We start from the raw sequence: 12,655 nt of genomic DNA, 5'->3' as shown, positions 1-12,655 counted from the left end.
CGTAGGTCCGGCCCCGCCGCGCCGCACTCGGTCAACTGCCACCCGCGCGGACGACGTACGGCCGGGTGAGGACGGTGACGGCGACGGAGACCGCGGCGACGACGGCGATCGCGGCGCCCGGGGCGAGGTACTGGGCCAGGCCGCCGGCGAGGGCGGCGCCGAGGCCCTGCCAGGTCATCCGGCCGGCCGACTCGACCCCCTGGACCTGGCCGCGCACCGGGTCGGGGGTCAGGTCCAGGAGCTGCTCCTGGAGGGGCAGGGTGGCCGCGAACCCGGCACTGGCGAGGAACACCGCGACCGCGACGGCCGGGAGGGGCGGGTGGAACGCGAACAGCAGGAAGGGAACGGCGAGCAACAGCCGCAGGGCGAAGGCGTGGCGGCGGCGCTGCCCGGCCGTCAGGAGCCGGCCGACGGCCAGGTCCCCGAGGAGCATGCCGGCCGATCCGGCGGCCAGGAGGGTGCCGGCGTGGCCGGGGTCGTAGGAGATGAACAGCGCTTCGCAGCCGACGATCAGACCGTTGGGCACCCACAGGTTCAGCAGCAGCGCCCGCCGGCCGGGGTGGGAGAACAACTCGGTGTTCGCCGTCCAGGTCTGACGCAGTCCGGGGCGACGGGTGAGCCGGACCGAGCGTTCGCGGACGGTGGCCGCCACGACGGCGAGGCCGAGGGCGGTCAGGGCGGCGGCGACGAGGAAGACCCCGTACGGGCTCAGGTACGACAGCAGTACGGCGCCGAGGGCGTAGCCGAGGATCGCCGTGCCGCCCGAGGTGATGTTCATGAGCGAACGCGCCGCAGCGTAGGCGGAGTTCGGCACGATCTCGGCGAGCAGCCCCAGCCGGGTGCCGGTCCCCAGGGACTGGAAGAAGCCCAGCAACAGCAGCAGCGCGAACCGGACGGCCAGCGGCAGCCCCGGCACGGCCTGGGCGCAGACACCGATCAGCGAGGCGGACTGGAGCGCGACGATGGTCCGGCGCGGCCGGTTGCCGTCCGCGATCGACATCAGCGTCAGCGCGCCGAGCACCGTGGCGAACGTGGCGCCGTACATGCTCACGGCCGTCAGGAACGGGGAACGGGTCTGCTGGTCGACGAGGGTGCCGAGGGCGAAGCCCGACAGGGTGCTCGCGGCGACGGTCAGGGTGAAGCCGGCGTAGAGGCCGGTGAACTCCCGGTTGCGGAGCAGGTCGCGGTAGCCGGTGGCGGGCGCGGGGGACGGCGTGGAGGGCGGCTTCGAAGCGGGCTTCGGGGCTGAAGGGGAAGGAGAGGAAGGAGAGGAAGGAAGGGAAGAAGGCATGAAAAAAGCCTCCGGACACGTGCACGGGGCACGCACGCCGAAGGCCAACACCGGGATTCTAGCAGTCAGCAGCCTTTTCCGTACCACTCCTTGGACACTCCCGGCCCCCGCACCCGGCCAGGGGCGCGATCTTCCCCGCAGCCGCGTGTGATCAGAGACTCAGGCACTTGGCCGCAGGCCCGCCGCACGGTAGCGTCACCGCGACATTTGCACATAGCGACGACGGCGAGACGGAAGCCCGGTGTGAATCCGGCATGGTCGCGCCACTGTGTGCTGCGGTGACATCCCCTCCGGGGGCGCCGTGGCGAGTCAGACCCGAGGACCGTCGTCCTGCACCACCGTATGGGACGCGTGTTCCCCGAGGAGGTTCCATCATGGCCGAGGCTGTCGCTTCCGCTGCCGTATCCACCCCCGCCGGCTCCCTGTCGGCTCCGCTGCCTGTGCGCGCGGTGCTGCCCTGGGCGCTCTTCGTCGGTCTCCTGATGCTCGTCGCCCTGTACTTCGTCGGCGCCGAGCAGGGTGCCACGGCCGTGTTCGCCGGCGAGGGCGTGCACGAATGGGTCCACGACGGTCGTCACCTGCTCGGCTTCCCCTGCCACTGAGAGGCGACGCACATGTACGCCTCCACTGTCAGAGGTCTGCTGGTCCGCGGAATGCTCGCGGGCCTGATCGCCGGGCTGTTCGCCTTCGCCGTCGCCTACGTGGTGGGTGAGCCCCCGGTCCGGGGTTCCATCGCCGTGGAGGAGGCCGCGGCCGCCAAGGACGCGGCGGGTGCCCCGAGCGCCCACGCCGGGCACGGCGGCGGCGGCGCCGCCCCGGCCGAAGCCTCGGAAGAGGAGGAGGAACTGGTCAGCCGGCCGGTGCAGTCCACCTTCGGCCTGGCCACCGGTGTCCTGGTCTACGGGGTCGCGCTGGGCGGCATCGCCTCGCTCGCGTTCTCGTTCGCCCTCGGCCGCGTCGGCGGGTTCAGCCCGCGGGCCACGGCGGCGCTCACCGCGGCCGGTGCCTTCGCGACCGTCTACCTGGTGCCGTTCCTCAAGTACCCGGCCACGCCGCCGGCGGTCGGCAATCCGGACACGATCGGACAGCGCACCACGCTGTTCTTCCTGATGATCCTGCTGAGCGTGCTGCTCGGCGTCGGCGCGATCATCCTCGGGCGACGGCTGGCACCGCGCCTGGGCAACTGGAACGCGACGCTGACCGCGAGCGGCGCCTTCGTCGTCGCCGCAGCCCTGGCGTTCGTGTTCCTGCCGGACAACAGCGACGCGGTCCAGCCCGGTTTCCCCGCCGCCCTGCTGTGGGAGTTCCGGGTCGCCTCGCTGGCCGTCCAGTTGGTCCTGTGGGCGGTGTTCGCCATCGTCTTCGGCGTCCTGGCCCAGCGGCTCCTGGCCGCGCGCGCCGACGGCGCGGAGGCGACGGCCCGGCAGCCGGCGCCCGCGCTCGGCTGATCCGCCGCACTGCCCGCACCACGGGCCCCGTCACCCCTGCCGGGGCGGCGGGGCCCGTGGCATTGTCCGGTGGCCGCCCTACGATGTGCGTATGAGCGCAGGCACGGATCTGGCAGGTGCACAGGTCCCGCGGGAACGGGGTGACCGGCTGGACGTCGCCGCGTCCGTTCTGGCCCTGCTCGCGGACCGTACCCGGCTGGCGCTGATGGAGCGGCTCGCCCGGGGCGAGGCCGATGTCACCACGCTCACCGAGGCGTGCGGGGCGGCCCGGCCCTCGGTCAGCCAGCACCTGGCCAAGCTCCGCCTCGCCGGGCTGGTCACCACCCGCAAGGACGGCCGCCGGGTCGTGTACGCCGTACGCCACGGGCACCTGCGACGGCTCGTCGACGAGGCCCTGAACGCCGCCGACCACCAGCTCGGTTCGCTGCCCCCGCACGACTGATACGCGGGCCGTCGGGGCTTCTGCTCGCGAGGCGCCCCATAGGTGCACAGGTACGCACACGTTGGCTACGCTGACGTGGAGTCATCGACCCGCCGACCGGACGGGGCCGCCCGTGCTGTCCGTACTGCGCAACGGCACCTATCGCCGCCTGTTCGCCGCCCAGGTCATCGCCCTGGTCGGGACCGGCCTCGCCACCGTCGCACTGAGCCTGCTCGCCTACGACCTCGCGGGTTCCGACGCCTCGGCGGTCCTCGGCACCGCGCTGGCGATCAAGATGATCGCCTACGTCGGCATCGCGCCGCTGATCGCAGCGGTCGCCGGCCGGATCCCCCGCCGCACCCTCATGGCGGCGATGGACCTCACCCGCGCCAGTGTGGCCTCGGCCCTGCCGTTCGTCACCGAGGTCTGGCAGATCCATCTGCTGGTCTTCCTGCTCCAGGCGGCGTCGGCGGCCTTCACCCCGGCCTTCCAGGCCACCGTCCCCGAGGTCCTGCCCGCCGAACGCGACTACACCCGGGCCCTGTCGATGACCCGGCTCGCCTACGACCTGGAGAGCCTCTTCAGTCCGGTACTGGCCGCGGCGCTGCTGACCCTGGTCTCCTACGACTGGCTGTTCGCCGGTACGGTCCTCGGCTTCCTCGGCTCGGCCGCGCTCGTCGTCGCCACCGTGCTGCCCCGGCCCGCCGCGGTCGAACGGACCGGTGGCGTCCGCACCCGGGCCGGCTTCGGCATCCGCCTCTTCCGGGCCACTCCCCGACTGCGCGCCCTGCTCGCCCTGGACCTGGCCGTCGCGGCCGCCGGGGCCCTCGTCTTCGTCGGCACCGTGACCCTGGTCCGCGGCCACTTCGGCCGCCCGGCCGGCGCCGTCTCGCTCGCCCTGGGCGCGTACGGCGCCGGATCGATCCTGACCGCGCTGGTCCTGCCCCGCCTCCTGCAACGGGCCACCGACCGTACGGTGATGCTCCGCGCCGCCTTCGCCCTCCCGGCGCTCCTGGCCGCCGCGGCGGCCGTCACCTCGACCGCCCCGGGCTCCTGGTCCTGGCCCGCGCTCCTCGCGGTCTGGGCCGCGCTCGGCGCCGCCTGCTCCGCCGTCCTGACCCCGGGGGGCCGCCTGATCCGCCGCTCCACCGCCGACGCGGACCTGCCCGCCGCCTTCGCCGCCCGCTTCTCCCTCTCCCACGGCTGCTGGCTGCTCGCCTACCCGCTGGCCGGGTGGCTCGGCGCGGGGGCGGGCCTGCCGCTTGCCGCGATGGTCCTGGCGGCCGTCGCCCTCGGTTCCACCGCGGCCGCCGCCGCGACCTGGCCCGCGCGTGACCCGTACCGCCTGGAACACGTCCACCCGGACCTGCCGCCCGGCCACCCCCACCTCGCCGACGCGCACCCCTCCGGCGCCGGCTGGCGCCACGACCACCACTACGTCATCGACCGCCACCACCCCCACTGGCCCTGACGGCCCGGCAGCGCGACGAAAACCACTGGCGGGCCCCCGGCGAGGTGGCTACGATCGCCGCGATGACCACACATTCCGCTCACAGATCGGGGGTCCCGTCCGCGCAAGGTGAGTGCTGATGCTCACTCAGACCGCGTATGGGGATTCCCGCCTTTCGTTCTGGCTGCGCGTACGCGAGTACGCCGTGCCGCCGTCCATGATCGAGACCGCGACCGCCCGGCGTTCCGTCGGGGACTGGGCCGGGGCCTGCGCCGCCGCAGGTGTCGACGTCGATCTCAACCTGCGTTCCGTGGCCCGCTCGTACGGACACGACCTCACGGCCCGGATCCGGGCCGACCTCCGCCATCTGGCACCCGACCTGTTGCGCTGGCACATGCCGCGCATCGCTCCCGACGGGCTGCTGCGCCCCGATCTGACCCTCTCCCTGGCCCGGTACGAGGTCACGGAGCGGGCCCGCACGCATGCGGTCCACCTCGTCGCCCGAACGGCTCCGGCCTGGGCGGACGCCGGTCAGCGGATCAGCCTCGCACTGTGGGACGGATCCGGCGACCGCGGTGATCGACGCCCGCGCGCCCGTCCCGGACGGCGGTTCCGCCTCGACCTGCACCGCCACTTGTGGGACGCGCGCAGGACCGGCGAACTGAGGGTCCGCTCCGGGGCCGACCGGCCCCCGCAGGACCCGGGGCTGCGGGATCTGCTCCCGCCGGGGCACAGCTGCGCCGTGGACCGCTGGGCCGCCGAGGCGGAGCTCCTGCTCCGTGCCGAGGGCCGGGCCGCCGGAGCCGTCACCGTACGGTTCGGTGGCCGGCGGCGACTGGTCGTGGACCTGCACGCTCCCGGGGACGGGGCCGGTGGGGCGCCCGCCCTGCGGATCGGGGTGGCGCCCGCGGACGGGAGTGCCTCCGCGCTGCCGGTCCTGCCCGACGCGGCGGTCCGGGTGCTGCCCGACCTGGAGCTGCTCCGCGCCGGTGCGCTCGGCGCCGACCGGCTGCACCCCTTGGTAGCCGCCGCCCTCGTACCGGGTCATCCGCCGGTCCGTCCGTCCCGGATCCCGGACCCGGCGGGGCAACCGCGGCTCGTCGAATGCCGGGGAGCCCGGCACCGGATCGGCCTGGTCGACGGGGTACTGGCCCCGCTGGACCACGACCCGGCCGAGATCCGCCGGGAGGAACTGCTGGCGGCGCTGACGGGTACTCCGCTCCCCTGCCTGCGGGCCATCGACGCGGCGCACCGGCATCCGGACTGCCTCACCGGCGTCCGCGAACGCCTGGACCACGGTGACACCGCCGGCGCGCTGGCCGTCGTCGAGGGTCTGCTGGGCCCCGGCGCGCTGCTGCGCGCAGGCGCCCTGCGGGATGCCCTGGAGGCGGCCGCGCGGCGGCGGATCACCTACGGGCTGTTCCGGGCGGGGCTGGCCGGGCCCGGACCCGGCCGCATCGAAGGGGGCGCCCGCCGCCCCCGGCAGTACCGGCCGCACCCGCGCCAAGCCCTGCGCTGAGCGGGGGCTTCGGTCCCCGCGCCCGTTCCCTCCACCGCTCACGAGACCACAAGGTGATCGAACATGCCCGCACACACCCCGTTGGCCGACCCGGCCGGCGCCTCCCAGCTCGACGTCGCCGGTGAGCTGCTCTCGCTGCTCCGCGACACCACCACCGAACCGCGCTCCGACGCCCAACTGGAGGCGCTGACCCTGGCCGTGGCCGCCGACCTGCCCGTCCTCCTGTGGGGCGAGCCGGGGATCGGCAAGACGGCGGCCCTGACCCAGCTCGCCGAGTCCCTGGACCTTCCGCTGACCACGGTCATCGCCAGCGTCCACGAGCCGTCCGACTTCTCCGGCCTGCCCGTCCTGGGCGACGACCCCGCCGAACAGGGCGTCCCGATGGCCCCGCCGGACTGGGCCGTCCGCCTCGTACGGGCCGGCCGGGGGCTGCTGTTCCTGGACGAGCTGTCCACCGCGCCGCCCGCGGTGCAGGCCGCGCTGCTGCGCCTCGTACTCGAACGGCGGATCGGCGCGCTTCAACTGCCGCCCGAGGTCCGGATCGTGGCCGCCGCCAACCCGCGGTCCTCGGCCGCCGACGGCTGGGAGCTGAGTCCACCGCTGGCCAACCGGTTCGTCCATCTCCAGTGGACGCACGACCACGAGGTCGTGGTGCGGGGGCTCGGCGGGACGTGGCCCCGGGCGGGCCTGCCGCACCTCGACGCTCAGGCACTGCCGGCGGCCGTGGACCACGCCCGCCGTGCGGTGTGCGGTTTCCTCTCCGCCCGCCCCACGCTCGTGCACCGGCTGCCCAGCAGTGAGACACGGCGGGGCGGCCCGTGGCCCTCCCCGCGCAGCTGGGACATGACACTGCGCCTGATCGCGTTCGCGACCGCCGCCGGCTCCTCCCGGGAGGTGTTGTCCTTGCTGGTCAGAGGCACCGTAGGGGACGGTCCGGCCCTTGAACTGCTCGCCGGACTCGACCGGATGGACCTCCCCGACCCCGAGGACCTGCTCGCCGACCCGGCGGGCGCCGTCCTGCCCGAGCGGGGAGACCTGCGCCAGGCCGCGCTCGACGCGGTGGTGGCGGCGGTCCGCCTGCGGCCGGAGAAGTCCCGCTGGGACGCGGCATGGGCCCTGCTGGTCCGGGCCCTGGAGACCGGGGCCCCGGACCTGCTGGTCGTCCCCGCGACCACGCTCGCCACGCTGCGCCGGGAGGACTGGGACGTTCCGGCGTCGATCGAGCGGCTCGCCGGCGTGGTGACCCTGTCCCGGCGCGCGGACCGGGCGGCGGACCGGGCCGCGGCGCGGATCGCGGTTCCCGCGCGGGCCGGGCGGTGAGCCCGGACGCACCGGGGGCCCTCGACCTCGACAAGCTCTTCGCCGCCCGGCTGCACGCCGCCGGGGTCCGGCCGTACCTCGCGACGGCACTGTTCGCCCTGCACACCGTGGAGTCGCGGCGGGTGCCCACGATGGCCGTCGACCGGCACTGGCGGTGCTACGTCTCCCCCGCGTTCGTGGACCGGACGCCGGTGGAGGAGCTCGCCGGGGTCTGGGTGCACGAGGTGTCGCACCTCCTGCGCGACCATCACGGGCGCGGTGACCGGTACGCACGGGCGCAGGGACTGACCGGCCCCGGAGAACGGCTGCGGATGAACATCGCGGCGGACTGCGAGATCAACGACGACGCGTTCGGAGACGGTCTGGTCGGGCCCGAGGACGCCGTCACGCCGGAGGCGCTGGGGCTGCCTACCGGCCGGCTCATGGAGGAATACCTGCGCCGCTTCCGGCTCTCGGCGCTTACGGAGAGCCTGGCCTGGCTGGACTGCGGCAGTGGCGCCGACGGACTGGACCGGGAGTGGGACCTGGGCCCGGACGGCGCGCACGGGCTCAGCGCGCAGGAACGGGACGCGGTCCGGTTCCGGGTGGCCCAGGGCATCAACGGCCGTCCGGGAAACACCCCGCGGGGGTGGCAGCGGTGGGCGGAGGAGGCGTTCCACCCGTCGCAGCCCTGGCGGGATCTGCTGGGGGCGGCCATCAGGTCGGCGGTCTCCGGTTCGGGCGCCGGCGAGGACTACAGCTACGGCCGTCCCTCCCGGCGTTCGGCCGGGGTGCCCGGGGCGGTGCTGCCGAGCCTGCGGCGCAGGCCGCCCCGGGTCTCGGTGGTCATCGACACCTCGGCGTCGGTCAGTGACGCCGAACTGGGCAGTGCGCTCCTGGAGGTCGCCTCGATCTCCCGCGCGGTGGGCGGCCGGCGCGACCTGGTCACCGTGGTGCCGTGTGACGCGGCGGCCCGGATCGTGCACCCGCTGTGCCGCGGCGAGGGCATCCCGCTGCTGGGCGGTGGGGGCACGAACCTGCGGGAGGGTTTCACCAAGGCGCTCCGGACGGGGCCGCGGCCGGACGCGATCGTGGTGCTGACCGACGGCCAGACGCCCTGGCCGGACAGCCGGCCGCCGTGCCGGACGGTGGTGGGGCTCTTCCCCCGCGGGCGGACGGACCAATGGGACGAGGAGAATCCGGACTACGTGCCGGACACACCGCCGGAGTGGGCCCGGGTGGTGACCATCGGGTCGTGAGCGGGGGCCGCTCTCCGGTCCAGGAATGCCGTGGTCGTCGCCACGCAACGGGCGGCGTCGTCGAGCCACGGGTAGTGACCCGCTCCGGGCTGTACGACGAGGGTGGCGTCGGGGAACAGCTCCGCGAACTCGGTCACCGCCCGGGGTGGGCTGTTCAGGTCGTACTCCCCGGCGAGCAGCAGTACGGGGGCCTCGAAGACGGCGAGCGCGGCGCGGGTGGCCTCCGGATCGAAGGCGCCCTCGGCGGCGAAGAGGGCGACGGCCTCGCCGTTGGTGGGCCGGCCGGCCGCGTGGTGCCGCTGCGCCTCGGCGTCCCAGCGGCCGCAGAAGAAGGGCGCGACGGCCTCCCAGTCGCTGCCGGTGCCGTCCGCGATCGCCTCCAGAGCGGCGAATGCGGCCGGGAACCACGGCTCGTCGCTCCGGAGCAGCGCGAGCTCGCGGCGCGTCTCCCCGGTGACGGCGATGCCGACGGCCCGGACTCCGGGGCCGATCAGGGCGAGCCTGGCGACCCTCTCCGGGTGGCGGGCGGCGTACCGCGCCGCGAGGTTCGCGCCGCCCGAGTGGGCCAGCAGGTCGATCCGGGAGAGCCCGAGGTGTGCGCGCAGGGCCTCGACGTCGCCGACCAGGCGGTCGCAGCGGTAGGAGGCGGGGTCCTCGGGAACCGCGGACCGGCCGGTGCCGCGAAGGTCCAGGGTGATGAGCCGGCGGTGCGCGGACAGGCCGCCGAGGTCGCCGAGGTAGCGGGAGTCCGAGGGACCCCCGGGAAGGCAGACGAGCGGTTCGCCGTCGCCGGTCACACGGTAGGAGAGCTGGGTTCCGTCGGGAGCGGAGAAGGTGGGCATGTCCCGGATCCTGCCACCCATAACCAGGTTGTACAACCTGGTTATGGCGAGATGGCGCACCGGTGTATAACCGAGGCATGACAGGGGAAGAGGACACGCGCCACCACCCCGGGGCACTGACCGAGGAGCAGGCCGGGCGGATGTTCGCCGGCATGAACGAGGTCATCCGCGCCGGAGAGGAGATGCGGCAGCTGCGCACCGAGATGATCCGTGTGCTGGCCGGATGGGGCTGGACCCAGGACCGGATCGCGCGGCTCGCCGACATGAGCCAGCCCGCCGTGTCCAAGCAGGCGGCGAAGCACAGGACGGACGGGCCGCCGACGCCGATGGGGCTCGCCCTCGACCAGTACGACACGCCCTGGCTCGAAGGGCGTCTGTGGGGCCTCGCGGAGGAGATCTCCGAGGCGTTCGGCGACACCGCCCGCTGTGCCCGGCTCGTCGACGCCCTCGCCCGGGGGAGGAAGCGCTTCACGCCCGGGAACGTCGACGCGCTGCGCCGCCTGGTCGAAGGGGACCTGCTGCTGCACCGGGCCGAGCTGCCCGCCGGCTACCGGAGCGCGTACGACGAGATCAGCCGCGGCCTCGACGTCCCGCCGAAGGCCGCCGCCACCGCCGCCGCCACCGCGTCGGCCTCGATGCGGCGCGCCCTCGCCCACCGCATCCAGCGGGACGACCTCCGTTCGCGTAGGCCGGACGCGAACTAGACCGGCTTGCGCGAACTAGACCGGCTTGAGGGTGGCCGCGCCGAAGGAGACGTCGAAGCGGTCGCACCAGATGGCGAGGCTGGTGTAGTCGGCCGGGTTCACCCCGGCCGGAACGGGGTAATTCTGGTCTCCCTTGTTGCCCTTGAGGGCGCCGAGGCTGACGTGCTTGCCGTCGTCGAAGACGCGCCAGCCGTCGACGCCCTCGATGACGGGCGCGTCGGTCAGCCAGACCCTCAGGTCGGGACCGTTGCTCGTGTCCAGGTCCTCCACGCGCAGGACGTGGGAGCCGTCGGCGAGGCGGAGGAGCTTGACGGTGCCTGTGGTGGCGTGCTCGTGGCTGATCAGGCTGCCCTCGGCCACCGTCCGCGGCGCGGCGGACGGGTTCGCCGACGCGCCGGGGTTCGGGGCGGCCGAGACGGAAGGGGCGGCCTCGCTGACCGACTCCTCCACCCACAGCTTCCAGGGCTCGAACCAGTACAGGCCGAAGGCCAGCCCGGCCGCCGCCACCGCGGCACCGCCGATCAGCAGCGGCCTGCGCCGCCGCCCCTGCTCACGTACCATGGTGGATCCTCTGTCATGCCGCTGCGCACCGCCGCCCGTTGTGGGGTCGGCGCCCGGAGGTGGTCCCGCCCGGTGCGGTCATCAAACCACGCTCCTGCCGGGCGGGCGAAGCCGGTCAGAGCTCCCAGGAGCGTGGGCGCGCGAGCGCCTCCCACTCCGCACGGAGCAGGGAGAGGACGGCGACGTCGAGGCGGCGCCCCCGGTGCAGACAGGCCGAGCGCCGCACGCCCTCCTGGACGAACCCCGCCTTGGCCAGGACGTTCAGCGCGGCCGTGTTGCCGGTGTGGGTGACGGCCTGGACGCGCTGCATGGGCAGTTCACCGAAGGCGAGATCGGTCAGTGCGTCCACGGCGTCGGCGCCGAGGCCACGCCCCCGGTGCCGCGGGTCCATCACCAGGTGGATCTCCGCCGTGCCGTCGGCCATGTCCTGGTCGACCAGGGCGATGTGGCCGATCGGCGTGCCGTCCGGGAGCAGGATCAGGAAGTCGTCCCGGTCGTGTTCGTCCCGGTCCCGCTCCAGACGTTCACGGACCGAGGTGAGGGAGCGCGGCCAGAAGCCGATCTCGAAGGCGGCCACGGGGTCGGACCGCCAGGCGTGCATCACCTCGGCGTCCTCGGCATCGAGCGGTGCGAACCCGACCGTCCTGCCCCGCCAGCACAGCACGCGGTCGGCTGTCACGGGCGCGTCGTCCAACTCGTTCTCGGTCACGGGCGGATGCTACGGGCGGCCGGAACGGGACGACGAACGAATTTCGCCGCCGCTCACCCCGCACACACAGTCCTCGCATCCACCAGCCGTTATGTACGTGGGGACACGCCCGTGCCTCAGCACATCAGCCTCCGCCCGCTGGCCTGGGGAGCTTCGGTCTCTGTCATCGGTCTCTGTCAGCGGACTGCTCCTGACCGGTTGCGGAACATCCGCCGACAACGACGTGCTCAAGGACGCCCAGCCGCGCTTCACCACCTCGAAACGAGACTACGGGCGGGTGGCCGTGACCAGGTAGTAGTCCAGGATCTGCTGCTCCCAGGCGGCCAGGAAGTTCCGGGGCCAGGTGCCGGGTTTCCAGAGGCGGGCGAGCCACCGGTCCCAGCCGGGCCAGACCTGCGCTCCGATCGAGGCGACCTCGACGTCGGCGAATCCGGCCTCGCCGAGGGCCTCGGCGAGCCGGGTGACGGGCCGGGCGATGTCCAGGCCGCTGGCGAACGAGTCGAGGAGTCCCGCGAGCCGCTCGGCGTGCGAGGGCGCGCCGTCGACGGTGAAGAAGCTGGCGACCGCCACCCGCCCGCCCGGGCGCAGGACCCGCGCCGCCTCCTGGGCGAAGGCGGACAGGTCCGGGAAGTGCTGGGCCGCCTCGACGCTGATGAGCGAGTCGAACTCCGCGTCGCCGAGCGGCAGGCTCTCCGCCGCCCCGAGGACGAAGCGCAGCCGGTGCGGCTGCGCTTCGAGGTGCGCGGCGTTCGCCTTCCGGGCCCGCTGGAGCTGCTGGGGGTGGATGTCCACGCCGGTCATCGCGGCGGGCCCGTACTCGTCGAGGGCGAGGGCGCAGCCGAGGCCGAGACCGCAGCCGATCTCCACGGCCTTGCCGCCCGCCGGGGCCGCGGCGTCGAGCACGTGCCGGTAGAGGTCCTGCTCGCTCCGGATGCGGTCACCCTGCGACAGCGGCCGTTCGAGATCGACGGACTGCCAGAAACCGAAGTTGATGAACCCGCCGGCGAACACCGGCACCGCGCTGAGATCGGCCGGTCCGTACGTCTCCCAGACCGCGGGGCGTACGACCGGAGCGGGCTGCTCGGCAGATCCACGCGACAACTCCCCACCACCCTCCTCGTGACGGAGCGTCCTGCCCCGAGGTCATCAGTG

The 12,655-nt window shown here is 74.1% G+C and carries 13 protein-coding genes; 8 read left to right on the top strand and 5 right to left on the bottom strand.

All coding sequences use genetic code 11. The annotated features are described in order from the left end of the window. Positions 1-31 precede the first annotated feature (31 nt). Entirely contained in the window at positions 32-1,291 is a 1,260-nt protein-coding gene (locus tag ACZ4VT_RS01780; RefSeq protein WP_467945666.1) for an MFS transporter, read from the bottom strand. 374 nt (positions 1,292-1,665) lie between these two features. On the opposite strand from ACZ4VT_RS01780, the gene ACZ4VT_RS01775 reads away from it, so the two are divergent. The 7 genes from ACZ4VT_RS01775 to ACZ4VT_RS01745 all read left to right on the top strand — a co-directional run bounded on the left by ACZ4VT_RS01775 (position 1,666) and on the right by ACZ4VT_RS01745 (position 8,687). Beyond that, the gene (locus tag ACZ4VT_RS01775; protein ID WP_030708804.1) at positions 1,666-1,893 is read left to right on the top strand and encodes a CbtB domain-containing protein; all 228 of its coding nucleotides are present in this window, start codon (positions 1,666-1,668) and stop codon (positions 1,891-1,893) included. A 12-nt stretch (positions 1,894-1,905) separates the two neighbouring features. After that, complete coding sequence (locus ACZ4VT_RS01770; protein WP_467945664.1) at positions 1,906-2,739, top strand: CbtA family protein; 834 nt, start codon at positions 1,906-1,908, stop codon at positions 2,737-2,739. 91 nt (positions 2,740-2,830) lie between these two features. After that, on the top strand, positions 2,831-3,181 hold the full coding sequence (locus ACZ4VT_RS01765; protein ID WP_467945662.1) for an ArsR/SmtB family transcription factor: 351 nt from the start codon (positions 2,831-2,833) through the stop codon (positions 3,179-3,181). Between the two features lie 112 nt (positions 3,182-3,293). Further along, positions 3,294-4,631, top strand: a complete 1,338-nt coding sequence (locus ACZ4VT_RS01760; RefSeq protein ID WP_467945917.1) for an MFS transporter — start codon at positions 3,294-3,296, stop codon at positions 4,629-4,631. Positions 4,632-4,749: 118 nt separating this feature from the next. Further along, a complete protein-coding gene (locus tag ACZ4VT_RS01755; RefSeq protein WP_467945660.1) occupies positions 4,750-6,129 on the top strand; it encodes a hypothetical protein in 1,380 nt (459 codons plus the stop codon). Between the two features lie 63 nt (positions 6,130-6,192). Then, a complete protein-coding gene (locus tag ACZ4VT_RS01750; protein WP_467945658.1) occupies positions 6,193-7,449 on the top strand; it encodes an AAA family ATPase in 1,257 nt (418 codons plus the stop codon). Then, complete coding sequence (locus ACZ4VT_RS01745; protein ID WP_467945656.1) at positions 7,446-8,687, top strand: vWA domain-containing protein; 1,242 nt, start codon at positions 7,446-7,448, stop codon at positions 8,685-8,687. Before ACZ4VT_RS01750 ends, ACZ4VT_RS01745 begins: the two co-directional genes overlap by 4 nt. On the opposite strand, the gene ACZ4VT_RS01740 is transcribed toward ACZ4VT_RS01745, so the two are convergent. Then, positions 8,633-9,529 carry an alpha/beta fold hydrolase gene (locus ACZ4VT_RS01740; protein ID WP_467945654.1) on the bottom strand — a complete coding sequence of 299 codons (897 nt, stop codon included), beginning with the start codon at positions 9,527-9,529 and terminating at the stop codon, positions 8,633-8,635. The genes ACZ4VT_RS01745 and ACZ4VT_RS01740 overlap by 55 nt on opposite strands. Before the next feature lie 77 nt (positions 9,530-9,606). Here ACZ4VT_RS01740 and ACZ4VT_RS01735 point away from each other — a divergent pair, with 77 nt between their 5' ends. After that, entirely contained in the window at positions 9,607-10,233 is a 627-nt protein-coding gene (locus tag ACZ4VT_RS01735; protein ID WP_467945652.1) for a sigma-70 family RNA polymerase sigma factor, read from the top strand. A 15-nt stretch (positions 10,234-10,248) separates the two neighbouring features. Here the strand turns inward: ACZ4VT_RS01735 and ACZ4VT_RS01730 are convergent, their stop codons facing one another. The 3 genes from ACZ4VT_RS01730 to ACZ4VT_RS01720 form a co-directional block, all read right to left on the bottom strand. Beyond that, positions 10,249-10,794, bottom strand: a complete 546-nt coding sequence (locus tag ACZ4VT_RS01730; protein WP_467945650.1) for a DM13 domain-containing protein — start codon at positions 10,792-10,794, stop codon at positions 10,249-10,251. Positions 10,795-10,909: 115 nt separating this feature from the next. Continuing rightward, a complete protein-coding gene (locus ACZ4VT_RS01725) occupies positions 10,910-11,503 on the bottom strand; it encodes a GNAT family N-acetyltransferase (protein ID WP_467945648.1) in 594 nt (197 codons plus the stop codon). A 267-nt stretch (positions 11,504-11,770) separates the two neighbouring features. Further along, entirely contained in the window at positions 11,771-12,604 is an 834-nt protein-coding gene (locus ACZ4VT_RS01720) for a class I SAM-dependent methyltransferase (RefSeq protein ID WP_467945646.1), read from the bottom strand. Between the last annotated feature and the right edge of the window lie 51 nt (positions 12,605-12,655).

The sequence above is a fragment of the Streptomyces sp. NPDC029164 genome (genome assembly GCF_055563995.1).
Note: the sequence above shows the minus strand (reverse complement) of the source record. Positions and strands in the feature narration are given on the sequence as shown.

What these genes read in the sequence shown, in the direction of transcription:
- ACZ4VT_RS01755 (WP_467945660.1), top strand. Translation starts at nt 4,750, where the DNA reads ATGCTCACTCAGACCGCGTATGGGGATTCCCGCCTTTCGTTCTGGCTG.
- ACZ4VT_RS01780 (WP_467945666.1), bottom strand. Translation starts at nt 1,291, where the DNA reads ATGCCTTCTTCCCTTCCTTCCTCTCCTTCCTCTCCTTCCCCTTCAGCC.
- ACZ4VT_RS01735 (WP_467945652.1), top strand. Translation starts at nt 9,607, where the DNA reads ATGACAGGGGAAGAGGACACGCGCCACCACCCCGGGGCACTGACCGAG.
- ACZ4VT_RS01775 (WP_030708804.1), top strand. Translation starts at nt 1,666, where the DNA reads ATGGCCGAGGCTGTCGCTTCCGCTGCCGTATCCACCCCCGCCGGCTCC.
- ACZ4VT_RS01770 (WP_467945664.1), top strand. Translation starts at nt 1,906, where the DNA reads ATGTACGCCTCCACTGTCAGAGGTCTGCTGGTCCGCGGAATGCTCGCG.
- ACZ4VT_RS01730 (WP_467945650.1), bottom strand. Translation starts at nt 10,794, where the DNA reads ATGGTACGTGAGCAGGGGCGGCGGCGCAGGCCGCTGCTGATCGGCGGT.
- ACZ4VT_RS01765 (WP_467945662.1), top strand. Translation starts at nt 2,831, where the DNA reads ATGAGCGCAGGCACGGATCTGGCAGGTGCACAGGTCCCGCGGGAACGG.
- ACZ4VT_RS01740 (WP_467945654.1), bottom strand. Translation starts at nt 9,529, where the DNA reads ATGCCCACCTTCTCCGCTCCCGACGGAACCCAGCTCTCCTACCGTGTG.
- ACZ4VT_RS01750 (WP_467945658.1), top strand. Translation starts at nt 6,193, where the DNA reads ATGCCCGCACACACCCCGTTGGCCGACCCGGCCGGCGCCTCCCAGCTC.